Origin of the sequence: Ruminococcus sp. BSD2780120874_150323_B10, from assembly GCF_015553695.1 — a bacterium.
In the GTDB taxonomy this organism is placed as follows: domain Bacteria; phylum Bacillota; class Clostridia; order Oscillospirales; family Acutalibacteraceae; genus Ruminococcoides; species Ruminococcoides intestinale_A.
In genome coordinates this window covers 74,401-98,467 of sequence record NZ_JADNHD010000007.1, presented here as the reverse complement: position 1 = coordinate 98,467, position 24,067 = coordinate 74,401, and the positions used below count along the sequence as shown (strand labels likewise).

Annotated in this window: 24 protein-coding genes and 8 tRNA genes; 7 read left to right on the top strand and 25 right to left on the bottom strand. The window is 36.4% G+C overall.

Annotated elements, in window-relative coordinates:
* Positions 1-455: 455 nt before the first annotated feature.
* The 6 genes from I2E21_RS06245 to I2E21_RS06220 form a co-directional block, all read right to left on the bottom strand.
* A complete protein-coding gene (locus I2E21_RS06245; protein WP_195410734.1) occupies positions 456-1,130 on the bottom strand; it encodes a TIGR00266 family protein in 675 nt (224 codons plus the stop codon).
* 120 nt (positions 1,131-1,250) lie between these two features.
* Positions 1,251-1,802, bottom strand: a complete 552-nt coding sequence (locus I2E21_RS06240; protein WP_207735312.1) for a prolyl-tRNA synthetase associated domain-containing protein — start codon at positions 1,800-1,802, stop codon at positions 1,251-1,253.
* A 96-nt stretch (positions 1,803-1,898) separates the two neighbouring features.
* Positions 1,899-4,085, bottom strand: coding sequence for an ABC transporter permease (locus tag I2E21_RS06235; RefSeq protein ID WP_195410732.1), 2,187 nt, complete (start codon positions 4,083-4,085; stop codon positions 1,899-1,901).
* The gene (locus I2E21_RS06230) at positions 4,063-4,962 is read right to left on the bottom strand and encodes an ABC transporter ATP-binding protein (protein ID WP_022234189.1); all 900 of its coding nucleotides are present in this window, start codon (positions 4,960-4,962) and stop codon (positions 4,063-4,065) included. The genes I2E21_RS06235 and I2E21_RS06230 overlap by 23 nt, the downstream gene beginning before the upstream one ends.
* A complete protein-coding gene (locus I2E21_RS06225; protein WP_186935263.1) occupies positions 4,955-5,332 on the bottom strand; it encodes a GntR family transcriptional regulator in 378 nt (125 codons plus the stop codon). The genes I2E21_RS06230 and I2E21_RS06225 overlap by 8 nt, the downstream gene beginning before the upstream one ends.
* 429 nt (positions 5,333-5,761) lie before the next feature.
* On the bottom strand, positions 5,762-6,700 hold the full coding sequence (locus I2E21_RS06220) for an AEC family transporter (protein ID WP_022234187.1): 939 nt from the start codon (positions 6,698-6,700) through the stop codon (positions 5,762-5,764).
* 125 nt (positions 6,701-6,825) lie between these two features.
* Between I2E21_RS06220 and I2E21_RS06215 the strand changes: the two genes are divergently transcribed.
* The 4 genes from I2E21_RS06215 to I2E21_RS06200 all read left to right on the top strand — a co-directional run bounded on the left by I2E21_RS06215 (position 6,826) and on the right by I2E21_RS06200 (position 8,249).
* Entirely contained in the window at positions 6,826-7,197 is a 372-nt protein-coding gene (locus I2E21_RS06215; RefSeq protein ID WP_195410731.1) for a type II toxin-antitoxin system RelE/ParE family toxin, read from the top strand.
* Positions 7,197-7,472 (top strand): helix-turn-helix transcriptional regulator, encoded by a 276-nt coding sequence (locus tag I2E21_RS06210; RefSeq protein WP_195410730.1) that lies wholly within the window; start codon positions 7,197-7,199, stop codon positions 7,470-7,472. The genes I2E21_RS06215 and I2E21_RS06210 overlap by 1 nt, the downstream gene beginning before the upstream one ends.
* Before the next feature lie 101 nt (positions 7,473-7,573).
* The gene (locus I2E21_RS06205) at positions 7,574-7,966 is read left to right on the top strand and encodes a hypothetical protein (RefSeq protein ID WP_022234186.1); all 393 of its coding nucleotides are present in this window, start codon (positions 7,574-7,576) and stop codon (positions 7,964-7,966) included.
* Between the two features lie 61 nt (positions 7,967-8,027).
* Positions 8,028-8,249, top strand: a complete 222-nt coding sequence (locus tag I2E21_RS06200; protein ID WP_022234185.1) for a DUF378 domain-containing protein — start codon at positions 8,028-8,030, stop codon at positions 8,247-8,249.
* Between the two features lie 56 nt (positions 8,250-8,305).
* Here the strand turns inward: I2E21_RS06200 and I2E21_RS06195 are convergent, their stop codons facing one another.
* Positions 8,306-9,514: an acetate kinase gene (locus tag I2E21_RS06195; RefSeq protein WP_022234184.1), complete on the bottom strand. Its 1,209-nt coding sequence runs from the start codon at positions 9,512-9,514 to the stop codon at positions 8,306-8,308.
* 180 nt (positions 9,515-9,694) lie between these two features.
* On the opposite strand from I2E21_RS06195, the gene I2E21_RS06190 reads away from it, so the two are divergent.
* Positions 9,695-10,828 (top strand): nucleotidyltransferase family protein, encoded by a 1,134-nt coding sequence (locus I2E21_RS06190; RefSeq protein ID WP_195410729.1) that lies wholly within the window; start codon positions 9,695-9,697, stop codon positions 10,826-10,828.
* Between the two features lie 545 nt (positions 10,829-11,373).
* Here I2E21_RS06190 and I2E21_RS06185 read toward each other — a convergent pair.
* The 12 genes from I2E21_RS06185 to gap all read right to left on the bottom strand — a co-directional run bounded on the left by I2E21_RS06185 (position 11,374) and on the right by gap (position 15,460).
* Positions 11,374-11,449, bottom strand: a tRNA-Gly gene (locus tag I2E21_RS06185).
* A gap of 5 nt (positions 11,450-11,454) precedes the next feature.
* A tRNA-Phe gene (locus I2E21_RS06180) sits at positions 11,455-11,530 on the bottom strand.
* A gap of 7 nt (positions 11,531-11,537) precedes the next feature.
* A tRNA-Asp gene (locus I2E21_RS06175) sits at positions 11,538-11,614 on the bottom strand.
* A 5-nt stretch (positions 11,615-11,619) separates the two neighbouring features.
* A tRNA-Val gene (locus I2E21_RS06170) sits at positions 11,620-11,695 on the bottom strand.
* Between the two features lie 106 nt (positions 11,696-11,801).
* Positions 11,802-11,877 (bottom strand) — tRNA-Gly (locus tag I2E21_RS06165).
* Between the two features lie 6 nt (positions 11,878-11,883).
* Positions 11,884-11,959 (bottom strand) — tRNA-Phe (locus I2E21_RS06160).
* Between the two features lie 6 nt (positions 11,960-11,965).
* A tRNA-Asp gene (locus tag I2E21_RS06155) sits at positions 11,966-12,042 on the bottom strand.
* Between the two features lie 3 nt (positions 12,043-12,045).
* A tRNA-Val gene (locus I2E21_RS06150) sits at positions 12,046-12,121 on the bottom strand.
* A gap of 146 nt (positions 12,122-12,267) precedes the next feature.
* The gene (hslO, locus tag I2E21_RS06145; RefSeq protein WP_022233852.1) at positions 12,268-13,188 is read right to left on the bottom strand and encodes an Hsp33 family molecular chaperone HslO; all 921 of its coding nucleotides are present in this window, start codon (positions 13,186-13,188) and stop codon (positions 12,268-12,270) included.
* Between the two features lie 12 nt (positions 13,189-13,200).
* Complete coding sequence (locus tag I2E21_RS06140; RefSeq protein WP_195410728.1) at positions 13,201-13,959, bottom strand: methyltransferase domain-containing protein; 759 nt, start codon at positions 13,957-13,959, stop codon at positions 13,201-13,203.
* Positions 13,956-14,258 carry a YerC/YecD family TrpR-related protein gene (locus tag I2E21_RS06135; RefSeq protein ID WP_022233850.1) on the bottom strand — a complete coding sequence of 101 codons (303 nt, stop codon included), beginning with the start codon at positions 14,256-14,258 and terminating at the stop codon, positions 13,956-13,958. Before I2E21_RS06135 ends, I2E21_RS06140 begins: the two co-directional genes overlap by 4 nt.
* 164 nt (positions 14,259-14,422) lie before the next feature.
* Positions 14,423-15,460, bottom strand: coding sequence for a type I glyceraldehyde-3-phosphate dehydrogenase (gap, locus tag I2E21_RS06130; protein ID WP_022233849.1), 1,038 nt, complete (start codon positions 15,458-15,460; stop codon positions 14,423-14,425).
* A 542-nt stretch (positions 15,461-16,002) separates the two neighbouring features.
* Here gap and rny point away from each other — a divergent pair.
* The gene (gene rny / locus I2E21_RS06125) at positions 16,003-17,553 is read left to right on the top strand and encodes a ribonuclease Y (RefSeq protein WP_022234350.1); all 1,551 of its coding nucleotides are present in this window, start codon (positions 16,003-16,005) and stop codon (positions 17,551-17,553) included.
* Between the two features lie 424 nt (positions 17,554-17,977).
* The gene (sigG, locus tag I2E21_RS06120; RefSeq protein ID WP_186935268.1) at positions 17,978-18,763 is read left to right on the top strand and encodes an RNA polymerase sporulation sigma factor SigG; all 786 of its coding nucleotides are present in this window, start codon (positions 17,978-17,980) and stop codon (positions 18,761-18,763) included.
* A 113-nt stretch (positions 18,764-18,876) separates the two neighbouring features.
* Here sigG and I2E21_RS06115 read toward each other — a convergent pair whose 3' ends face one another.
* From I2E21_RS06115 to I2E21_RS06090, 6 genes are all read right to left on the bottom strand, one after another.
* A complete protein-coding gene (locus I2E21_RS06115; RefSeq protein ID WP_207735311.1) occupies positions 18,877-19,620 on the bottom strand; it encodes a hypothetical protein in 744 nt (247 codons plus the stop codon).
* Between the two features lie 179 nt (positions 19,621-19,799).
* Positions 19,800-20,354 (bottom strand): hypothetical protein, encoded by a 555-nt coding sequence (locus I2E21_RS06110; RefSeq protein ID WP_195410726.1) that lies wholly within the window; start codon positions 20,352-20,354, stop codon positions 19,800-19,802.
* A gap of 64 nt (positions 20,355-20,418) precedes the next feature.
* Positions 20,419-20,904, bottom strand: a complete 486-nt coding sequence (locus I2E21_RS06105) for a hypothetical protein (protein ID WP_195410725.1) — start codon at positions 20,902-20,904, stop codon at positions 20,419-20,421.
* Positions 20,905-20,983: 79 nt separating this feature from the next.
* Positions 20,984-21,490, bottom strand: coding sequence for a hypothetical protein (locus I2E21_RS06100; protein ID WP_195410724.1), 507 nt, complete (start codon positions 21,488-21,490; stop codon positions 20,984-20,986).
* A 33-nt stretch (positions 21,491-21,523) separates the two neighbouring features.
* Positions 21,524-22,378, bottom strand: a complete 855-nt coding sequence (locus I2E21_RS06095) for a hypothetical protein (RefSeq protein WP_195410723.1) — start codon at positions 22,376-22,378, stop codon at positions 21,524-21,526.
* Positions 22,375-23,748 (bottom strand): hypothetical protein, encoded by a 1,374-nt coding sequence (locus I2E21_RS06090; protein ID WP_195410722.1) that lies wholly within the window; start codon positions 23,746-23,748, stop codon positions 22,375-22,377. Before I2E21_RS06090 ends, I2E21_RS06095 begins: the two co-directional genes overlap by 4 nt.
* Between the last annotated feature and the right edge of the window lie 319 nt (positions 23,749-24,067).

The window sequence follows — 24,067 nt, the reverse complement described above, 5'->3', positions numbered from 1 at the left end:
AACCCAATTTAAAAGGTGCTGTAAAAACAGCATATCAAAAAAGCCGAGATTCACGAAAAAGTGAGTCTCGGTGATTTTTTTCTTATATTCTTGAAATTGTATAAAAATATGAAGAATATTGAATACTTATGGTCTGTGCTTTATACTGCTTTTCTTCCATACCCGGCTGTATTTATTTGCATTGGCAGTTATCTTTGTTTTGTCAAGGTGTTATTTAGATCAATATGACGAAAAACCTCGTTAAATGTATATACCGGATCAGAAATTTCTATTATTTTTTCAATTTCCGGTGATAATTTTAATTGATACGGTGTATAATATACCTTGTTTATATGGTTTTTCATTACAAATAAATTATATCACAAAAATGACTGCATTCCTACCTTTCGGTTAGAATGCAGTCGTTTTTTATCTGGGTTGTTTTTTACAGCTCCATAAATTATGTAGCTATTAACTTAGTTTGTTGTAATAAAAGGACGGATAGCTGCCGCTACTGTAGAAATTGGGTGCGACTGCAAGAACACTCTGCCCGGTCCTGTAATAACTGTATTAAACAAACCCTCTCCGCCGAGGAACATATTCTTAACACCCTTAATACGCTGGATGTCCATTTGACAAGATGCATCCATTGCAGCAAGGTTGCCTGTATCAACAACAATCTGCTGACCGGGTGCAAGGTTATACTGCTTGCAGTAGCCGTCAATCTCAACAAAAGCAGTTCCGTAACCCGATAACTTTTGAAGTATGAAGCCTTCGCCTCCAAAAAAGCCTGCACCCGCTTTTTTATTAAAATGTACAGAGAGGTCAACAGTTGCAGAACTTGCAAGGAAACCCGATTTCTGAACGATTATAGGCATATTAGGCTGAATCTCAAATGGAATGATTGAACCCGGGAAAGATGAAGCAAGAGTAATGAAGCCCGGACCGCCCATAGCTGTGTAGCGGTTCTGCATAATAGACTCTCCCGACATCATTTTGCCGAACATCTTGCCTACGCCGCCGCCTGAAGTTTCCATATTAAGGTTAGGTGACATCCATACCATTCCGCCGCCCTGTGTAATAATTGATTCTCCGTTTTCAAGAGATACCTCCACTATCGGAAGTGAACCTCCCTCAATTTTGTATTGCATAGATAAACCTCCATAAATGTTTATTATCAGCATTATATCATATATCAAATGCAATGTAAATAAAATTTTACATATATACATCAAAAGACTTCCATTTGCAGAAGTCTTTTTTACTTATGTTTATTCACCTGTCAAATGTACAACTGTTGCCGTATGCCCTACTGCTTTTAAAAACTTATCAAAAACATCTGTTGTTTTTATTTTAAGGCTCGATGTATTCACGCATGGGTGACAGCCTACATACTCGCCCTTTAGCACATCTTCGTCAACAAGAAGATTAACGGCATTTTTCTTGTCATTCATAAGTCCCATAACGCTTACAGACCCCGGCAAAATATCAAGGTACTCTTCCATAGCCTCGGCAGACGCAAAAGAAAGTCTTGCCGAATTAATTTGACTTGAAAGTTCCTTTGTTTTAAAAGGCTTGTCCCCCGGCATCATTAAAAGATAAAATTTAGTTTTCTGCCTGTTGCACAAAAACAGATTTTTACAAATAAGTACATCAAGTACCTTGTCAATTTCATTGCACGCCTCCATAGTATCGGCATGGCTGTGATCTGTTCGCAGATACTCTATGCCAAGGCTGTCGAGCAAATCATATACTCTGACTTCCCTGTCAAGTCTTCCCTCAATATTCTGCGGTCTGCCTTTGTATAATTCCACCGCTGTCATCTCCTAACATTTTTACTACTAATATAATAATGGATTACTCTCCCTTTGTCAAAGAAAAACAGAGCGACTGCACAACACAATCGCTCTGTAATTTATTTATCTTTCATATACTGTGTCGTAATCACCATATTCAGGAACATTAAAATACTCAGAGTTTTTATTAAGTGTATAGTCAGCTTTAAGTAAGCCGTACTTTTTGAGTACCTCAATGGTATTTGTATATGACTTCGGTACAAAGTAATACTCAGAATCTGTACTGTTAGTACCGAAAATAAATTTTTTAGCTTTTTCAGGATCATAATTAGTATATTGTAATTGAATTTTGCAGACATAATCCTTAGAATACTTCTCTCTGATATATTTAAGAGAATCAAAGCTGAAAACCGAATCATCGTCATTAGAAGAATCATAATAAATATCATCATTGTAAAGAAGTGCAAACGGATCATACAAAACACCGTTAAGATAAGCAGTGTCAGCCTCAAGGTCTTTTTTAAATGCTGCGTTTATATCATTCATAATACTCTTCTTTGCAGCAATTTCTTTTGGATCTTTTTCTTTTTCATCATATGAATACTCGCCATAGTTTTCTATGGTCGACGAATATACACTGTCCTCGGAATATGTTTTGGTCAAAGCATAAACAGTCACACTGCTTACTTGGAAATCTTCGTTCAGACCGGCATTTGCCACACCAGAGTATTTCATAATATACGGCTTTGATGAAAGCACAGGTTTGGCGGCAGTGTAAATTTGTGTAAATCCAGATGAACTATAACCGTAATCAACATCATATGTATCATCGGTATAATCAATCGGCTCATAACCAAATGTCGCAGCCATTTCAAGCAGATTCTTAGAATAGTATCTTGTCACGGTTCTTCCGCTGTTTAACTTGTAGGCAACGGTAATTATCTCGTCGCTTGCATATTCTCTGAGGGTATTGTAAAGCATACTGCCCCACACACTTGAAAATTTAGCCTTAGAAGTTGTATTCGTCTTTTTCTTGGTGAGAATTTCATTGTGAACATTAATAATAGATTTAATGTCAGCTTCGTCTGTAAAATCGCCCGCACTCTTTGTGTAATATTTCGATATATTCTTGCCGACAGTGCTATACTCTGAACTAATCAAACCCGCACTCTTTACATCTTCTGATTTAGGCACATAATTATTGTAGCCTAACACATCAAGATTAATAAGAACCACACCGACAATTACCACAACAGCAAGACCTGCATAAATCGGAATAGTTCTTACAATCTGCTTTAAGCCTTTGTAGAAAATCATATGAACGATAAGGAATGTCGGCGCACTTGCAAGAATAAAACCAAAAACAAAACCGCCTACGCCATTGCCAAAAACATTTATAGCGCCGAACATAGTTCCGAGAAACATACCTGCAAGGAATGAAACTATAACTTTTATTATATGGCAAGGAATGTAATAAGCAAATGAAGTCTGGGCTCTTTCGGATCTTCTCTTCATAATCAGCAATGTACCCAAAGCAATGCAGACTATACTGAAAATTATCCAATAAATAAGATTGTTGCCAAAGTAAGCAGAAATAGGATTGAGTGCATTTGTTATAAAACTGTCAGAAAAATTACCCGTGTATGAGCCTGTAAAGAAAGCGTCGATATAAGCCCTTACAAAAACCATAGATAACGGATAGCAGGCACAAACCGCAATAAACATAATAACAGTATTAAATGTAGTACCACAGCAAGCAGACAGAAAACCGTATGCGCTTATGCAGGCAAGAGTACCCACAATAAAATTAACATACATATTTGTTACCTGCGGAAGTAAAAGCGTACCCGTACAAACAGACGCAATAGCAATAATGCCCATAAACACAAGCATAGGAATGATAGAGAACAAATAAGCTGCACCGTACTTGGCGAGGAAAAGTCTTGCTCTGCTTATAGGAAGCGAACCGTAAAAATCGACTTTACGCTTGTTGTGCATATACGAGAATATCTGCACAGTATAAATAATAGCAAAAATAAGTGTAAGAAAACCGATAATGGCAGATGAAATAACCTGAAAAACCTGCATTTTTTCGCTTAGAGATATTTTCGGTGAACTTTCAGTTGAAAACAAAGGCGAAAATGAGGTTTGATCTGCCGTAAGCACAAAAACAAGTGTAAAAATTATAACAGTAAATACCGACGCCAAAATCGTATATACCATCAACGAGCCTTTACAGCCTTTCAAATCCCATAGAATAACTGAAAAAATCTGCTTGAGCTTATCTTTAAAGGATACTGTGGATGTCATATCCTGCCGCCCCCATTTCACTAATAAATATTTCCTCCAAAGTAAGAGGTATTGCAGAAACAAAAGCAGGATTGAGTGCCTTAAGCTTTGGCATAAACTCCTCTTCCGTTCCCTTTATTGTAAGATTAAATATATTGCCGTTGCGGGTTATATTAATTGCATTAATACCCTCAAATATATTCGGCTTATACGGCAACTCCGTAAATGCCACCTGTACCTTGCGCAAACCGTGCCTTAAATCGTCAATACCACGCTCAAGCATCATATGTCCCCTATGCATAAGGCAAAGTCTGTCGCACAAATCTTCAAGCTCTCTCAAGTTATGAGAGGCAATTACAACGGTTGTATTATTGTCTGCCACCTTTTCAGCAAGCAGGCTTTTGAGCATATGTCTTACTACAGGGTCAAGACCGTCAAATATTTCGTCAAGGAATAAATATTTCGGACAGGTTGAAAGCGCCAAAATAAGCGCCGCCTGTCTTTGCATACCCTTTGACATATTAATAATAGGTGCGTTTATGTTAATCGGGAAAATCGAACAAAGTCTGTTATATTCCTGTTCGCTCCAATTCGGATAAAGTCGTCTGTAAAGAAAAGCCGTACTCTCTACCGTACTTGTATTGTAAAAATACGGGAAGTCAGGTATAAAAAAGCATTCTCCTTTAGTTACGGGATTATCAAAATGCTGTATGCCGTCAACTTTTACAGTTCCTCCGTCAGGTGCATATACTCCCGCAAGCATACGCAAAAGTGTTGATTTACCGCTGCCGTTACTGCCTACAAGACCTACAACCGCACCGTTTGGAATATTCACGGTCATATTATCTACAGCATTAACCTTGCCGAACCTCTTGGTAAGTCCGCAAATTTCAATCATCAATGCCACCTCCGTTATAAATATTTTCAATAATTCTATTAAGCTCTGCCTTGTCAACGCTCAGTAAATTTGCTATTTTTGTGCTCTGTTTAAAATCATCGAGCGCCATGGCTCTTTCGGCACAATCCTTTGTCAGTTTATCGGATACATAACTTCCCCGTCCGACATTGGATACAATATACCCGTCATTTTCAAGCAATTTATATGCTTTTGCTACGGTATTAGGGTTAATGCCAAGCTCAGATGCAAGACTTCTTACAGGCAACAATTTATCACCCGGCTTCAATACTCCCGCTGATGCAAGACGAATTATATTGGTACAAATTTGTTCATAAATCGGTACTCTTGATGTCAAGTCAATCTGAATCATTATTCTACCTCCAATCTTATAAATTGCACTCATTGGATTTATTGTATTAATTTAAATAGTACATCTTAAATATATACTATTTAATTATTTTTGTCAATACTTTTTATCATTTTAGTAAATTTTATTCGATTGTCATTTTTTATTCTGAATATGTAATCTATTATACAACAATATTATATGTGCAAAAAACACAGAAAAAGAAAAAAGCAAGACAAAGTCTTGCTCTTTTCTATGCTCACAAAAATTAAAAGAAAGAAATAACTATAAACTTTTTCAAAACATATAATTGAAAATTTGTTATAATTTATCTTATGGCTTTATTATAGCACATAATACTTCAAAATCAAGCATATTTTTTAATTTCATTCAAAATCAGCCATTTATATATGTTGTATAAGCTTTGTATGTGATATTTGTGCAGTTTGTACATCAGAAGAAATTTAACTCTTTTAAAAAATAAATCCAGCCGAATAAAGTAAAACACGAAAGCATAGTTGTAAAAACTACGGTACCTGCCGATAATTCATAATCGCTGTCCATTTGCCTTGCCATGGTATAAGAAGACACAGCGCAGGGCGATGCAAAAATTCCGATAAGCGAAACTAAATCAATTCCCCTGAAACCAATCATAATAGCTACGGAAAGACTGATTGCAGGCACAATAATAAGTCTTGCAAAAATAACCGCAATAAGGTTTTTCTTGTATCTTTTTATGCTTGCAAATTCAAAAGATGCTCCGAGTACAATCAACGCAAGCGGTGTTGCCGCCGACGCCATATCAGAAATAACGCTCTCTGCAATTTCAGGTAATTTAATACCGAAAACCGCAAACAAAATACCTGCAACCGAGCCGATAATCAGCGGATTTGTAACTATGCCTTTGAGTATTTTTGTAATTTTTATACTCTCTCCCCTGAATACTTCAAGTGTTATTACAGCCAGAATATTATACATCGGAACAATAACCGTGACAAGCATAGATGTCATACCAAGTCTGCCGCTGCCAAAGATATTACCTACAATCGGCAAACCCATAAGCACAAAATTACTCCTGTAAATCGCCTGGATTAGGGCACCACGACTTTTATTTGATTTTTCAAAAATTAAAGCAAAACCAACCGACAAACCGTAAATAACCGCTACGGCAACAACCGCATACAAAAGAAGTGATGCATTAAAATCTGCCGACAAATCAAAAGCATATATATTGTTAAACATCAAGAACGGAAAGAAAACATTAAAAACGATTTTGTTAAGCACAGGCAAATGAGCCTCTTCAATCACCTTCATTTTTCGCACAGTAAAACCTATAGCAAGCATTATAAACATAGGCAGTACCGCATACAGAGCCACAAAAAAATTAGACATTCTACCATCTCCTCAAAGAAAGCATAGCATATATTTTTTATAAATACAATATAATTTACATATATTGACTTATGATAGCTTTTGTGCTATCATAATCATATACTAAATATACAAAGGTACAATATATGTATAGAATTGAATTTTACGAAAACGCAAACTGTGAATCAGAACTTTGGAATTTTCTTGAAAAACTAAGAAAACAGTCCAAAACAAATAAAGATGCAAGAATACAATATAAACAAATTATTTTTTACATTGAATTACTGCAAAACAACGGTACTAAACTAAATGAAAACATTACCAAACATCTTGACGAAGATATATGGGAGCTTCGCCCGGGTAATAACAGAATTTTTTATTTCTTTGTTAAAAATGATACTTTTGTCTTACTGCATCATTTCAGAAAAAAATCTCAAAAAACTCCTCGTAGGGAAATTGAAAAAGCAAAATCAGAAAGAAATGATTATCTGAACAGAAATAAGGGAGGTAACTCATAATGAAAAGTTGGAATGATTACAAAAACTTTGTTAAAAATGAAGACAGCACCGCAAAACAAGACATAGAAGAAATGGAAGAGCTTGCAGGAATTGTCGGCGCAATTATTGAAAAAAGAAATTCACTGGGTCTAAGCCAGCGTGAGTTAGCTGATATTTGCGGTATTCCTCAATCATCTGTAGCAAGAATCGAAACATTTAAAACCATCCCAAAAATTGATACTTTATTAAAAATTATGCAGCATTTAGGACTTAAGCTGACTGTGTCAGCTGTATAAAATTATAAACATCTTTCCCATTCCATTCACTTAAATATCATTGAAAAAAGCGGTGTAATGTGTTAGAATAGTTTATAATATAAGTGAAAGGTTCTGAAAACTTGAAAAAATGTGATTATTGCGCAAAAGAAATATCCTATTTTGAACAATATTGCAGTGAGGAATGTCACGGCAATGCAAATAAATATTACGAAACTACCGAAAAGTACGGTAAATTGTTCAGCATTATAAATATGATTTGCTTTTTCGGTATTCCTATCGGAATTTTTCTTTTTGCGTTTTTGCGAACTGCCGGAATGATAATTACGGTTGCAAGCTGCGATATTCTCGGCGTAATGCTTATTTTACTTCCGTTTCCCACCGAAAATATGATTTCAAAGTACAAGCTGAAAAAAGCAACGAAAATTACCCGTATTATCGGACTTGCCGTAATCGGCCTCGGATTTATGTTTTTAATCTTTATGTTATTGTTCCCGATTATTTTCCCTGATTAACTGAATATTTATTTTAAAAGCGTCAATAATATTTTTACAATTATAATTAAGGAGGATTATTATGATTGATAAAATTGCCCTGACGCTTTTAATTATAGGCGGACTTAACTGGGGCTGTGTAGGTATTTTTCAGTTTGACCTTGTCGCCTGGATTTGCGGCGGTCAGACAGGAATTATAAGCCGAATTGTTTACATTCTCGTTGCGCTCGCCGCAATTTGGTGTATTTCACTTTTATTCAGAGATACCGACTCCGATACTGCGGTTAATAATGATTCCGTGTAACGCAAAAGGTGGCTGTCCGCTACGAACAGCCACCTTATTTTTATATGTAGTTTTAATTAAAGAGCCTCTACAATTTCCTTTGTATCTCTTGCAATAACAAGTTCTTCGTTAGTAGCAATAAGCTCAACTCTGATTTTTGAGTTTGGAGTTGAAAGTGTGCCTGTAACGCCGCACTTTGCTTTCTTGTTAAATTCCTTGTCCATCTCTACACCAAGGCAAGAAATGTAATCGCAAACAGTTTCACGGAGCTGTGGCTGATTTTCGCCGATACCGGCTGTAAATACAATAGCGTCACAACCGCCGAGTGCAACATAATAAGAACCGATTGTCTTTGCAATCTGATAATAAAGCATCTCGTGTGCGAGGTGTGCTCTGTGGTTGCCCTGCTGTTCTGCAGCGCAAACATCACGGTCATCGGAAGATACACCCGATACACCCAAAAGACCTGATTCCTTATTAAGAATCTTAAGCATTTCTTCTGCAGAAACATTCTCTTTTTCTGCAATAAATGTAATTACGGATGGGTCAAGAGAACCTGAACGAGTACCCATCATAAAGCCACCGAGCGGAGTAAGACCCATTGATGTATCAATTACCTTGCCGCCCTTGATAGCTGTGATTGATGAACCGTTGCCGATGTGACAAGTAATGATTTTTGTATCTTCAATATTCTTGCCCATAAGTTCAGCCATTTTCTGTGATACATAACGGTGAGAAGTACCGTGGAAGCCGTAACGGCGGATACCGTACTTTTCATAGTATTTATATGGAATAGCAAACATATAAGCCTTTTCCGGCATTGTCTGATGGAAAGCGGTATCAAATACTACAACCTGAGGAACATCTTTGCCGAATACCTTTGTACAAGCATTGATACCCTGAATGTGAGCGGGGTTGTGGAGAGGAGCAAGAGGAGCGAGCTCTTCAATCTTCTTGATAACATCGTCTGTTACGAGAACCGACTTATTAAAATAGCTGCCGCCCTGCACTACTCTGTGACCGATTGCGCTAACCTCTGACAAATCCTTGATTGCACCATACTGCGGATCAAGAAGTGCGTCCTTAACAGCCTCAAAAGCCTGTGTATGATTAACCATCTCTGTTTTGCGTTCAATTTTTGTGCCGTCAGGAGCTTTAAAACCGATAAATGCACCCTCCTGACCGATTCTTTCACAGTTTCCTTTTGCAAGTACCTTTTCGCTGTCCATATCAATAAGCTGATATTTAAGTGATGAGCTGCCTGCGTTAATAACGAGAACCTTCATTATTATTCATCCTTTCAACTATATTAGTTGTCCTAAAGCGATTTTTGATATATAATATATCTGAGGACAATTAAAAGTCACTCTGTGAGTGTTACATTATAATGATAAAACTTTTTATAATAGTTTTCAAGTGATTTTTTAATATCTGACAATAATTTTTTGCTTTTTCGAGGTAATGCTATGGCAATCGGCATAATTTGCGAATTTAACCCTTTTCATAACGGACATAAATATTTAATACAAAAGGCAAAAAGCCTTGTAAACGAGCCTGTTGCGGTTGTAATGAGCACAAGCTTTACACAGCGTGGCGAAATCGCAATTACAGACAAATTCACAAGGGCAAAGTCTGCCCTGCTCGGCGGCGCTGACCTTGTAATAGAACTGCCTGTCGCCTATGCCGTATCAAATGCCGAAGTATTTGCAAAAAGCGGAGTTAAAATTCTCTCATCTTTTTCACGACTCACACATCTTGCATTCGGTTGTGAAAACAGTAATATTGAACTTTTGAAACAGACAGCCGACGCACATAAAAATACTGCCGTACAATCGCTTGTGGCAAAGGAAATGCAAAACGGTTCGTATTATCCGAAAGCAATTGAATCTGCCGTGCGTGCAATATACGGCGATAAAACAGCCGAAATCCTTGCCACACCAAACAATGTGCTTGCCGTTGAATATCTTAAAGCATTGCCGAGCAACATATCACCACTGCCAATCCGTCGTGAGGGAGTTGAACACGACAGCGAAAACACTGAAAACGGTTTTGCCTCCGCATCATATATAAGAGAACAATTAAAGCAAGGCAAAAATATTGCGGAGTTTGCTCCTTTTGAACCGACAGAGCTTGCTCTGCCCGATAATTTGGAAACCGCCTTGCTGTATAAATTGCGCTCCATGTCTGTTCATCAGCTTGCCGATTTACCCGATGTAACCGAGGGACTTGAAAACAGAATTTACACGGCAGTGCACGAATATAATTCTGTTAATGAAATATTGTTTGCCGTAAAATCAAAGCGTTACACACTTGCAAGACTACGCAGAATTTTAATATGCGCACTTTTGAATATAACAAAAGAAATTCAAAACACCGAACCGTGCTATGCAAGAGTGCTCGGCTTTACAAATGACGGTGCAAAAATCCTGAAAAGCTGTACTCTCCCCGTTATAACCTCTGTAAAAAAAGGTTTGTCACTCGGAGGCAATACAGAAAAATTACTTAAAACAGAAATTTTCGCAACAGATGTTTTTTCACTCGCTGTAAATCCGCCTAAAAAGTGCGGAGCAGACTTCACAACGCCGATAATAAAAATATAAAATCAGTTACCGCAAAATAAATATCTGCTATAACATGCAAATTTTATTTTGTGGTAATATATATGTATGCAGTTAGTTTAGACTAACTTATATGTTGAAAAGAGGTAATTCTATGACAAAGAAAAAATCAATTATAATGCTCTTATGCGGTATTTTAGGTTGCATATGTTTCGGATGCGGCAACTGTCTTTTATAAAAGAAATGATTAACTTTTCATTATATATCGAATGGCTTTCTTGTTGCTATCGCACTTTTAAAGGCTAATGCCGTTGTGTTCAAGCCGCCAAACAGCGAGCTGTTTGGCTATCGTTAGATTGCATAAACGGAAAGTATTTGTGGGCTTTGCCCACACCCACGACCTTTGAAAAGGTCGACCAAACTTTTATAATTACCTGTCGAAAGAATTTGCTAAACAATAATTTATTATTGTTATGTCAACATTCAGAACAGAACCTTTATTTACCCCATAATGCGTAAGCATTACTTTTTTGCATACTTAATTTTCAAAAAGTAAAAGCACCTGTCTGCTGACAAGTGCTTTCTTTTGGAGCGGATGACGGGGCTCGAACCCGCTACCTCCACCTTGGCAAGGTGGCGCTCTACCAGATGAGCTACATCCGCATTTTTGGTGCCTCCGGACGGAATCGAACCATCGACACGGGGATTTTCAGTCCCCTGCTCTACCGACTGAGCTACAGAGGCAAAAAATTGGCGACCCGGAACGGGTTCGAACCGTCGACCTCTAGCGTGACAGGCTAGCGTTCTAACCAACTGAACTACCGGGCCAAATGTGGTGGGAACAATAGGACTCGAACCTATGACCCTCTGCTTGTAAGGCAGATGCTCTCCCAGCTGAGCTATGCTCCCATTTGGTAATTGTTGCCTTTGTTTCGGTCTGTAAAGACTCAAAAATACATATTAAATTATCAATTTGTTGAGAATAAAAAAGCACTTGACTTACAAGTGTTTTTATTGGAGCGGATGACGGGGCTCGAACCCGCTACCTCCACCTTGGCAAGGTGGCGCTCTACCAGATGAGCTACATCCGCATTTTTTGGTGCCTCCGGACGGAATCGAACCATCGACACGGGGATTTTCAGTCCCCTGCTCTACCGACTGAGCTACAGAGGCAAAATTTGGCGACCCGGAACGGGTTCGAACCGTCGACCTCTAGCGTGACAGGCTAGCGTTCTAACCAACTGAACTACCGGGCCAAATGGTGGGAACAATAGGACTCGAACCTATGACCCTCTGCTTGTAAGGCAGATGCTCTCCCAGCTGAGCTATGCTCCCATTGCCTTTGTCGCTTCGCTTTCGTTTGTCGTATCTCTTAGCGACAGGTATTATAATACACCATATCGGCTCAAATGTCAACACTTTTTTGAATTTTTTTCAAAAAAACTTTACAAAAGCAAAGCAACACGATATTTTACGACAATTTACTCTTTTGACTTTTTGTCTTTGGAAGTGTTATCCTTGGAATTTTTCTCTTTAATAATCTTCTCAAGGTCTTCTTTATTAAAGATATACTTCTTGTTACAGAAATGACAATTAGCCACTACTCTGCCGTTTTCATCAGGCATTGCACGAATTTCATCGTCGCTCATTGTACAGAAAAGTCTTTCGAGTTTTTCTCTTGAACAAGTGCAAACATACTTTACAGGGTACTCGTCAAGCACTTCCACCTCAAAGCCTGCAAGAGCGGTTTTGCATATATCAAGAATACTCATTCCCTTTGCAAGCATAGTTGTAACAGGCTCGAGAGTTTCGAGATTCTTTTCAAGTTTTTCAATTGTATCTTCAAAAGCACCCGGCAAAAGCTGAATAAGCAATCCGCCTGCGAGCATCACTTCGCCGTCCTCTTTATTAATAAGAACGCCAAGCGCACATACTGTGGGAATCTGCTCACTTGTTGCAAAATAATTGGTAATATCCTCGGCAATCTCTCCGCTTACAAGCTCAACCTGACCGATATACGGGTCGCCTGAACCGTAATCACGCATTACATTAAGCACACCGTTTTTACCTACTGCTTTTGAAACATTGATTTTGCCGTTGTTATAGTATTCGGTAGGGCAATTTGCGTTTCCTACATATCCACGAACATTACCCTTACTGTCCGCAACCGCTATTACGGGTCCGAGTTCTCCGTCACCCGATACTCTAAGGTTAATTGATGCGTCTTTCTGCTTGAGCATTGCACCCATCATAGAAGTCGCACACAACAGTCTGCCGAGTGCCGCAGTAGCGCTTCTTGAAAGTCCGTGAATTTTCTGTGCCTTAAAAACAATATCGGACGCATCAATAGCCGATGCCATTACTGCGCCGTCCGATGTTATACATCTTATAATTTTATCCATATTATTCTCCCGTTAACATTCCTTATTGATTGGATTTTTCATTCTTGCCACAAAAACAAGCCTTTGTTCGTCGGCTTTCGGTTCGTCAAAACTCATATCTCCATATACAGCCTCAAGTTCAAAACCCGCATTTACAAGCATTTCCGTCAGTTTTTCTCTTGAATATCCACGCTCCGAAAAGCTCTCGCTTGTTCTATAATAAATGCCGTTTTCTTCTTCAAAAAAGTCAAGGTCAATATCCGTCACGCAGTTTTCCCGTAAAGTATTCTGCCACACGCAAAATACCTTATCGGTTTCATATACAAATGTATTATTTGCAAGCACCTGTTCGTGTTTATAAACGGTATTGACATCAAATACAAACAAACCGTCTTTATCCATAAAGAAAGCTACACGCTCAAAAGCCTTTGTCACATCTTCTTCTTTTGTAATGTGATTTATGCTGTCCAGCGTACAAATACAAGTATCTATAGTGCCGTAAAGGTTAAGATTCTGCATTTTCTGCTTTAAATATAAAATATTAAGCCCTTTTTCGCTCGACTTTTGCATTGCCTCGCTAAGCATTTCCGCACTTGCGTCAATTCCGTAAACATCTATGCCCTTAAGCGCCAACTCCGTAGTAAGACTGCCCGTACCGCAGGCAAGGTCAAGTGTAATGCCAAATTCGTGATTATGCCTTTTCATAAGCTCACAAATGTAGTCGCTTCGCTCTTTGTAGCCGACATTTTGCATTAATACATCATAATAATCGGCAAAAATATTGTAACTCATTTGTTTTCCTCTTTGGCGATTTTATCGAGTACAAGTGTGTAACCGTAGGTATCGTTATCAAAAAGAGCACGCTTTACACGACTGATTGTTGCGGTTGACGCACCCGTTTCTTTTACAATTTCAGAATAAACCTTTTTTTCTGTAAGCATTTTTGCTACAACAAGTCTTTGTGACATAGCCTTAAGTTCAGGACTTGTGCATAAATCTTCAAAAAAGCGATAACACTCCTCTTCGTTTTCAAGAGAAAGAATTGCTTTAAAAAGAAAATCAGTATCACTGTTTTTTAACTTAGAGTTCATAATTTCCGTTCTCCTTTGCAAAACATTGCAAATATTTTTATACACTAAAATTTTAACATACAAAAGTATAAAAGTAAATATCAACAGAAAAATTTTTATAAAAACAAAAAGCTGCCTCAAAAGAGACAGCTTAAAGTTTATACCTGATAAATTATAGGTTAATATTAGCCTAATTCAGCAAAGTACTTAATTGTTCTAACCATCTGGCTTGTGTATGAGTTCTCGTTGTCATACCAAGAAACAACCTGTACCTCATAGAGATCGTCAGCAATCTTTGATACCATTGTCTGTGTAGCATCGAAGAGTGAACCGAATCTCATACCGATTACGTCTGAAGAAACGATTGGATCTTCGTTGTAACCGAATGACTCAGAAGCAGCAGCCTTCATAGCAGCGTTAATGCCCTCAACTGTTACATCCTTACCCTTAACAACAGCTGTAAGAATTGTTGTTGAACCTGTTGGAACAGGAACACGCTGTGCAGAACCGATGAGCTTACCGTTGAGCTCAGGAATAACAAGACCGATAGCCTTAGCAGCGCCTGTTGAGTTAGGAACGATGTTAGCAGCACCTGCTCTTGCTCTTCTGAGGTCACCCTTTCTGTGAGGACCGTCGAGGATCATCTGATCGCCTGTGTAAGCGTGGATTGTTGACATAATACCGCTCTGGATCTCAGCATACTTGTTAAGTGTGTTAGCCATAGGAGCGAGACAGTTTGTTGTACATGAAGCAGCAGAAATGATTGTATCATCAGCTGTAAGTGTACCCTCGTTTACGCTGTAAACGATTGTCTTAAGATCATTGCCTGCAGGAGCAGAAATAACAACCTTCTTAGCGCCGGCATCAATGTGAGCCTGGCTCTTTGCCTTTGATGTGTAGAAACCTGTGCACTCAAGAACTACATCTACGCCGATCTCACCCCATGGGAGTTCAGCAGCGTTAGCCTTAGCATAGATTGTAAGAGTCTTGCCGTCAACTGTGATTGTGTTGTTCTCGTCATCAGCCTCTACTGTGTGAAGGTTCTCACCGATTTTACCGCAGTAACCGCCCTGTGCTGTATCATACTTGAGAAGATCTGCGAGCATTGATGGTTTTGTAAGGTCGTTGATAGCAACTACCTCATAGCCCTCTGCACCAAACATCTGTCTGAATGCAAGACGACCGATACGGCCGAAACCGTTAATTGCAACTTTTACTGACATTTTAAATTCCTCCTAATTTATAAGGTAGTTTAATTATATTACATTTTTTGCTGTTATTCAAGTGTTTGATAAAATTTTAACAAATTTCTTATGAATTTTACATAAAAACGAAAATTTTACAAAATTTCTGCATCTTTTACTGCAATTTGACGAACGCTATTGTCAAATTGTCCTGTGAATGTTTCACTTTTTAATTATTTATTTGCAAAATTGCCATTAATATTCTTGACATTTTTATTAAATTAGGATAAAATACTTATAATACCGTTAGTGCGGTTAAATAGGATTAATGCAAATTTACCTATTTTTTATTAATCAGACTCGTTCAGAGCCGTTATTTATAGATATTTTTTATTTAGTTTTTATAACTTATTAATCGTTATAATATACCTTTGTTGCAAACCACAGCATATAAAAAATATTAAAATTAAATTATTTTTATAAAAATGAAAATTGAATATCTTTACTAACGGCACCGACAAGGCTGTTTGATTGAACTTAAACTTATTATCTAATTAAAAATCAAACAAGGAGGTGTCAGAATGTCGTTATTAGCAATAATATTAATTATTGTTGCGTTGCTTCTCGGTGCGGGCATAGGCATTTTTGCAGGTATAAGCTATCGTAAAAATGTTGCCGAAAAGGAAATCGGAAGTGCAGAAGAAGAGGCAAGAAAAATCGTGTCGGAAGCTATGAAAACAGCCGAAGCCAAAAAGAAAGAGGTCGTTTTAGAAGGCAAGGACGAGGTTCATCGTTTCAGAACCGAGAGCGAAAAAGAAATTGCCGACCGCCGCAAAGAAGTTCAACGCCAGGAAAGACGCATTCAGCAAAAGGAAGAAACCCTCGACAAAAAGCTTGACAACATGGAGCTTAAGGACGAAAAGCTTTCTCGTAAGTTAAAAGACGCTGATGCAAAGCTTGAGGAAATCGAAACACTCAAGAAAAGTCAGTTTGAAATGCTTGAGAAAATTTCCGGCTATACAGCCGAGCAGGCAAAGAGTTACCTGCTTTCACAACTTGAGGACGAGCTTGCTCATGAGAAATCCGTTAAGATTATGGAATATACGGAGCAGCTTAAGGATGAGGCGGACGAAAAAGCAAGAAATATTATTTCTCTTGCAATTCAGCGACTTGCCGCAGAGCAGGTTGCAGAGGCTACAATTTCCGTAGTTCCTCTTCCGAATGACGAAATGAAGGGCAGAATTATCGGTCGTGAGGGCAGAAACATCAGAGCCATTGAAACACTCACAGGTGTTGATCTTATCATTGACGATACACCGGAAGCAATCACTCTTTCAAGCTTTGAGCCTGTAAGAAGAGAAGTTGCAAGGATTGCTCTTGAAAAACTTATTTCAGACGGCAGAATTCATCCGGCAAGAATCGAAGAAATGATTGAAAAAGCAAGACGAGAAGTTGACGCTACAATCAAGCACGACGGCGAAAGAGCAGTGCTTGAGGCAGGCGTACACAACATTCATCCGGAGCTTGTCAGGTTACTCGGCAGACTTCGTTATCGTACCAGCTACGGTCAGAATGTACTTAATCATTCACTTGAAGTTTCATATCTTGCAGGTATGATGGCAAGCGAGCTTGGTATGGATCCGACAATTGCAAAGCGTGCGGGTCTTTTACACGATATCGGTAAGTCAATTGACCACGAGGTCGAAGGAACTCATGTTCAGATCGGTGTAGATTTGGCAAGAAAATACAAAGAACACGATGCGGTTATTCACGCTATTCAGGCTCACCACGGTGATGTTGAGGCAAAGACGGTTGTAGCTTGTCTTGTACAGGCTGCCGACGCACTCTCTGCCGCAAGACCGGGTGCAAGAAGAGAAAATGTAGAAAACTACATCAAGCGTCTTGAAAAGCTTGAAGAAGTTGCATCTTCATTTGAGGGTGTTGAAAGCTCATATGCTATTCAGGCAGGCCGTGAGGTTCGTATTATGGTTAAACCCGAAGTCATAAATGACGAGCGTATGCTTCCGCTTGCAAGAGAAATCTGCAAGAAGATTGAAGAAGAGCTTGAATATCCGGGACAGATTAAGGTTAATATCATAAGAGAGAGCCGAGCTGTCAATTACGCAAAATAATTAAATCAAGAGATACCTTTCGTGGGTATCTCTTTTTTGTTGCGTTGAGTTAAAACGAGTTGAATTATGGTTTAGCAAATTGATTTGCAAATTAATTATAAAAGTTTGGTCGACCTTTTCAAAGGTCGTGGGTGTTGGCAAAGCCCACAAATATTTTCCGTTTACGCAATCTAACGATAGCCAAACAGCGTTGCTGTTTGCGCCTGATAAATTTTTGTATCGGAAGATTTTATGGGCGCTGCCCAAACCCGCAATTTTTGAAAAAATTGAGTAAACTTTTTTGTTCTTTTGCTGATAATTTAGCGTTAGCTAATTTTCAATGCCCGACCGACACTCCGCTAAACCAAACCTTTTTTATTATAACTGTATTAATCTCCCCTATTATGGCAATACTTATTGTAAGAAATTGCTTGGGGGTAATTTTTTGCAGTATGGTAAAGTTGAAATTTGCGGAGTAAACACATCTAAGCTTAAAGTCCTAAGTGAAAAAGAAAAGAAAGCACTGCTCAACACAATAAAGAACGGCAGTGAACAAGAGCGTAAAAAAGCAAGGGACGCAATGATAAACGGCAACCTGCGCCTTGTACTTTCGGTAATTCAGCGCTTTACAAACCGTGGTGAAAATCCCGATGATTTATTTCAAGTCGGTGTAATCGGACTTATCAAAGCAATTGATAATTTCGACCCGTCACTCGATGTGCGTTTCAGCACCTACGGAGTACCTATGATTATCGGCGAGGTACGAAGATACCTGCGAGATAATAACGCTATCAGAGTATCACGCTCAATGCGTGACACCGCCTATAAGGCTATGCAAATCAAAGAACAACTCACCAATAAAGAAAACCGAGAGCCGACAGTTGAAGAAATCGCAAAAATAATGGGAGTGCCAAAACACGATGTTGTGCTTGCACTCGAGGCAATAATTGAACCTGTTTCATTGTACGAGCCTGTTTTTTCGGACGGCAATGACACCATTTATGTTATGGACCAAATTGGTGACAAAAACGACGACACAACCTGGCTTGAAGAAATTGCGGTAAAAGAAGCAATCGCAAACCTTTCCGACCGTGAAAAAAGGATATTGACAATGCGGTTTTTCCGAGGCAAAACTCAAATGGAGGTTGCAAGCGAAATAGGCATTTCACAGGCACAAGTCAGCAGAATAGAAAAAGGCGCACTTGACAGAATAAAGAAAAATATTTTTTAAGCCGTTCAACAAAGATACTCCGCCATCGTTGTAAAGTGGCGGAGTATTACTTAATTATTCTCTTTTTAACACGCAAATCACAAAAAAGTGACCTGAATTTTAATTATTCCAAGCTAAACCATAGCGTTTACATTTTCTTTATTACTAACTTTTTTTACAAAGTTAATAAACAAAACACCGAGTAATGTCAATGAAACCGCACTGATAACATAGAACGAATAAGATATAAAATTATACATAAAATTATTTTCTGACATCATATTATCAAAAATTTCATAATTCTTCAAAGCAAGGCCTATCATATAATTCTCCGAAGCAAGGCCTTTCATAATAATATAATACACAAAGAAGATAATATTTGTAATCAGAAATATTACAGCAAAAAATATTGCACTTTTTCTCGCCTTGACATTGGTTTTAATCTCCTTTAATGATATGTTTGCACAATTTTTTAGTATTACCACAAACATAACAACCGCAAACGATGAATTTATTAAATACGAAAAATCAATGTAGGTTTCACTTAAACATGTCACTGATGCGTTAAGCAAATAATATAAAATATCAAAACCTGTTCTTACGGCAAACAAAATACCGATATTTTTAAACACCTTTTTCGCCATAAATTGTGTATCGGTAACCAATATCACCACATAATTATATGCCAGCAGATACACAAACACAAAAGCCGCATTAAATATTAGCATTGGTATTGCAAATTTGAATCCTCCCATAGCAAGTATTCCTATGCACTTCATCCGCAAAAAGCTATGTTCCTCATTATAAAAAATCAGCGATATTAATTCGAGTGCAACCACAATTATAAAAGGTAAGCATTTTTTCAATTTACTGTTCATATTATTCTCCCTCATTCTTATATTTTTTTATATTTTTTCGTTCAAGCCTAAAGCAAGAAAAATTTTTAATCTCTGCTTTTCTGAATCACGAACGCTCGTCATAACCGGAAACTCGCCAAACATTATCTTCCAATACCCATTGTACCGTACAATTAGAACGATTAGCAATGTAGCGACTGTTATCGGTATTTACCACCCCTGACATAAGAATCAGAGGTGGTTTTGTCAAAATAATAATTTTCTCCCAAAATACCGTTTACATCACATTCAACCCATGCAACTCTGTTGCTGTTATAATAATTAGCCAAATAACTGCCATCTCTGTGCCATGTATGTTTCATATCCCATTTTTCTGTCCAATACACAGGAAATCTCCAACTCGGTTTCATAAAATCTATATAAATTTTATCCGTACCGCAGTTTTCCATTTCATTTTTGTAATTATATGTATTTAAAAATTCATAAATTAATGCTTTGGTTTTCTCCTCATTATCGGGACAATTTTGTATTATAAATGCCCTAATCGATTCAGAATTATATTGAAGATCTTTTTCGGTACCGTACGGTGTTAATTTCCTGTCATGAGAATAATCCTCTATTTCAAATATTCTTTCCTTATTAGGATCATTTGTTCTGTGATAAAGCTCAACACTATATGACAAAAATCCTATAATCGCCAAAACAGAACAAACAGATAATACGATTATTTTTGTTTTAGATTTTTTTATTTTCATTGTAATTCACCTGAAAATTAAGTTTTGTAATTTTATTTTTATCCATATCTATATTTCTTTTTAATTAATATTCCATAGGATTTTGTTCGTAATATTCTTCGGCGGCTTTGAATACATCAATTATTGCATTTCCTATTTCTTCCGCCGTAGCATTGGCAGGCAAGTTTATTGACTTTATGCAGCCATAATATCCGCCCTTTTTTTCTCTAAATTTTTCAGTTGCACAAACTCTATAACTTCCATCTTCATACAATTCTATACATGATAAAAGATTATGTTTCCAAAAGGTTATATAGCCCTTATACTTAGAACCCTTTTTCCAAAAATCATTTGGTTTTCCTATATACAACGGACTGTCCCCAATAGATTTTAACCCTAAAAGAGCTTCATTTCCTAACTTAGTTACAAGATTATCTTCTGTTTCATTAATTGTTACTAACTTATCAGCACATGTATTGTAACCGGCCCTATGTTCAACTTCTGCAACAATTAAAAATCTTCCCTCTCCTTTATATATTCTTACTGTCCACGGATAAGGTTGTACACTCATCTTTCTCCTCCTCTGTTTTTCCATTGATTATCAAATGGTACCTTACCAACCCTGACATAACAATCAGAGGTGGTTTTGTCTAAAAATACTTTTCAAATCTAATTCCGTTAGCATCGCACCGCAAATACGCAACTCTGTTACTTTCAAAATAATTTGCCAAATAACTGCCATCTCTGTGCCATGTATGTTTCATATCCCATTCTTCTGTCCAATACACAGGAAATCTCCAACTTGGTTTCATAAAATTAACTACAAATTTATCGGTATTATACTTTTTCATTTCATTTTTATAGTCATAGGCGTCTAAAAATTCATAAATTAAATTTTTAGTATCTTCTTCATTATTTGGGCAATCTTGTATCATAAAAACACGCACTGATTCAGCATTATAAGGAAGTTCTTTTTCATAATCGTATAATTTTAATTTCCTGTTACGAGCGCAATCCTCTATTTCAAATATTCTTTCCTTATTAGGATCATTTGTTCTGTGATAAAGCTCAACACGATATGATAAAAATCCTATAATTGCCAAAACAGAAAAAACAGACAATACGATTATTTTTGTTTTAGATTTTTTTATTTTCATTGTAATTCACCTAAAAATTAAGTTTTCCTTTTATCACAAATCCCCGTCAAAATCAGACACTCGCCAAACATTATTATCATCCGATTTCCATTGCACCGTATAAGAAAGATCCTTAGCAATATAACTGTCATACTCATTATTCAGTTGATATCTAAAATAACAGCTATAGTTTACTTCCGCAGATTTTAAAGACAATATCTGCGGTTCAATACTCGTAAACTTTGACTCAAAAATTTCTAAATTGTTTTTGTCTGTACAATTCTCCACATACAGATAATTCATATTTTTATAAATTTGCTCCGATACTATATCCTGATATTTGCTTTTTGAGTAATCTCCGTAATTATCGCAAGACTCCTGTACTATGTCATAAGTTAGGTCGGTAAGATTATTTTCTATATTTTTCCGATGATTAATACAAACCCCAATTCCGACAAAAGCAAGAACAAATGCTGTTATTACCGCTGCAACCTTTATCTTTCCCTTTTTATCCAGTGCTTTTAATTTTCTGAAACTGTTTAATAAATCATCAAGAGGGGTACTGTTATATGGAACTATTGTTGAAAAAGGACCAACCACTAAAACTTCCCAAAATAATTTGAAGCAAATATAAAGCAGCAATAATAAGCTACACAATTGCGGTATATTAATAAACAAGAAAATATACCATATCAAAAAAAACAGATCAATCAACCTATTTACCCATATTATTTTGCCTTTAAGTTTTAAAGTTGCTTTGCAATTGGGGCATTCTTTTTCTTTCCAAAAATTGGTATAAAAACCTTTTTTATACCAACTGATACATTCTTCTCCGCAAACAGGACATTTAGTTTTTTTAGATAATAAATCTATAATTTTATCTTCCAACATATCCATCTCTTTTTTCATTTAATTTCAAGCATTTTTTGAGCAAAATTCGTCATATATTCAGTATTGATTTCACGATTTTCATTAATCTCATCTTCCGTAAAATTGCCATTTGCATATCTTTCTATATACGGCTTTATAAAATCCGAATCATACTTTTTAAGATAATCACAACCGTACTCAAAGTAATCCCAATATCCACAAGTAATCATATACTCTAAAAAATTTGTTATAACCTCATTCTCATTTTGATTTTTAATATCATCAAAGGCTATGACATAAGGGGTATCGTTTTTTGCATAAGCTATATATTGATTTGAAAAGAATACCACTTCTTGATCTTGTATTTTAATTGATGCACCTGAATTTGAATTATTTATGTTATTCTGCTCTTTATTTATGTATTCATAATCAAAAAAATTATTTAGCTTAAAATCGAGTAATTCTTCGTCATGATATTTTATTTTAACATCTGTATTTTCGTATGATAATATCTGCGATGAATTACCTTTTACCCTATATATTTGTTTATAGACAAAGCTATTAGAAATTAAATTCGGTAATCCAATGTAGCAATCAGATGATCTTTCCGGTGTTTTTGCAATAGTACCGACATTTGAGATACAAATTTTAATAAACAATAATACAAATATTGCTATAAAAGCTACTATTGTTCGTGCAATAATATTTAAAAATATTTTTGACCAATATAAATCTGCGTCAAAATTATTTGCATATAGATTATTAAGTATTATTACAAGAAGTATTTGTAAAATGATTGCCGTAAACATTCTTAACAACTGTGAATTAAAGTTATAATTCATACTTTTAAAAAGATAAAATGACGAATCAATTGTATATTTTTCTGCATACATTTGCAAATTTATAAATATATAGACTAAATAAGAAACAACTATAGCCACAACTAAAACATAAAATAATAATATAACTACTATAGATTTTTCTTTGCCCTTAATTTTACCATATATATCTTTTAATAAATTTCTGCCGGTATAAGCAAATGTAATAATTTGGAATATAATTACAAAAAATACGCAATCCGTTAATAAGCTATATATAGATTTAATCTCTGTACTTTTAAAAATATAACAGCCAATATCAAGTATAACTCTTATGAATAAAAGAGCAAAAAAGGATATTACTATTTGCTTTTTATACAGTAAAAAAGTTTTCTTAGCAAAGCCAAATATAACAAATGCACTGAATGAAAAAAAGAATACCGTAAATAAAACAATTGACCATATTAAATTATTTAAAGGATAAACCGGTAAAATCGATTTTGAGTAAGGTGTCGATAAGAATACAGCTAATTCAAGCAGAGTAATTAATATCCCCATAAAGCAAATATTTTTATTTATTATTTTTCGCATAACTATACACACCATTTCAAATTATTATCAGTTATAAAATCATCAAAAAAAAGCACGATGTTTATTAGAAACTTTGCAAGTAGTATTGAATTGTTATCTGTACCGTAATTAAAAAACTGAACACTTTACACTCTTTGTTTTTCTGTTAATTACCACCCCTGACATAATAATCAGAGGTGGTAGTTCTATACACCTAATCAATATTCCATAGGATTTTGTTCATAATATACTTCGGCGGCTTTGAATACATCAATTATTGCATTTCCTATTTCTTCCGCCGTAGCATTGGCAGGCAAGTTTATTGACTTTATGCAGCCAT

Coding starts and splice junctions, on each gene's coding strand:
- I2E21_RS06140 (WP_195410728.1), bottom strand. CDS start 13,959: ATGAGTTACAATATTTTTGCCGATTATTATGATGTATTAATGCAAAAT.
- I2E21_RS06135 (WP_022233850.1), bottom strand. CDS start 14,258: ATGAACTCTAAGTTAAAAAACAGTGATACTGATTTTCTTTTTAAAGCA.
- I2E21_RS06095 (WP_195410723.1), bottom strand. CDS start 22,378: ATGAAAAAAGAGATGGATATGTTGGAAGATAAAATTATAGATTTATTA.
- gap (WP_022233849.1), bottom strand. CDS start 15,460: ATGTCAGTAAAAGTTGCAATTAACGGTTTCGGCCGTATCGGTCGTCTT.
- I2E21_RS06230 (WP_022234189.1), bottom strand. CDS start 4,962: ATGATTGAAATTTGCGGACTTACCAAGAGGTTCGGCAAGGTTAATGCT.
- I2E21_RS06100 (WP_195410724.1), bottom strand. CDS start 21,490: ATGAAAATAAAAAAATCTAAAACAAAAATAATCGTATTGTCTGTTTTT.
- I2E21_RS06105 (WP_195410725.1), bottom strand. CDS start 20,904: ATGAGTGTACAACCTTATCCGTGGACAGTAAGAATATATAAAGGAGAG.
- I2E21_RS06210 (WP_195410730.1), top strand. CDS start 7,197: ATGAAAAGTTGGAATGATTACAAAAACTTTGTTAAAAATGAAGACAGC.
- I2E21_RS06220 (WP_022234187.1), bottom strand. CDS start 6,700: ATGTCTAATTTTTTTGTGGCTCTGTATGCGGTACTGCCTATGTTTATA.
- I2E21_RS06200 (WP_022234185.1), top strand. CDS start 8,028: ATGATTGATAAAATTGCCCTGACGCTTTTAATTATAGGCGGACTTAAC.
- I2E21_RS06195 (WP_022234184.1), bottom strand. CDS start 9,514: ATGAAGGTTCTCGTTATTAACGCAGGCAGCTCATCACTTAAATATCAG.
- I2E21_RS06225 (WP_186935263.1), bottom strand. CDS start 5,332: ATGATTCAGATTGACTTGACATCAAGAGTACCGATTTATGAACAAATT.
- I2E21_RS06235 (WP_195410732.1), bottom strand. CDS start 4,085: ATGACATCCACAGTATCCTTTAAAGATAAGCTCAAGCAGATTTTTTCA.
- I2E21_RS06110 (WP_195410726.1), bottom strand. CDS start 20,354: ATGAAAATAAAAAAATCTAAAACAAAAATAATCGTATTATCTGTTTGT.
- I2E21_RS06190 (WP_195410729.1), top strand. CDS start 9,695: ATGGCAATCGGCATAATTTGCGAATTTAACCCTTTTCATAACGGACAT.
- hslO (WP_022233852.1), bottom strand. CDS start 13,188: ATGGATAAAATTATAAGATGTATAACATCGGACGGCGCAGTAATGGCA.
- I2E21_RS06215 (WP_195410731.1), top strand. CDS start 6,826: ATGTATAGAATTGAATTTTACGAAAACGCAAACTGTGAATCAGAACTT.
- I2E21_RS06115 (WP_207735311.1), bottom strand. CDS start 19,620: ATGAACAGTAAATTGAAAAAATGCTTACCTTTTATAATTGTGGTTGCA.
- I2E21_RS06090 (WP_195410722.1), bottom strand. CDS start 23,748: ATGCGAAAAATAATAAATAAAAATATTTGCTTTATGGGGATATTAATT.
- I2E21_RS06245 (WP_195410734.1), bottom strand. CDS start 1,130: ATGCAATACAAAATTGAGGGAGGTTCACTTCCGATAGTGGAGGTATCT.
- I2E21_RS06240 (WP_207735312.1), bottom strand. CDS start 1,802: ATGACAGCGGTGGAATTATACAAAGGCAGACCGCAGAATATTGAGGGA.
- rny (WP_022234350.1), top strand. CDS start 16,003: ATGTCGTTATTAGCAATAATATTAATTATTGTTGCGTTGCTTCTCGGT.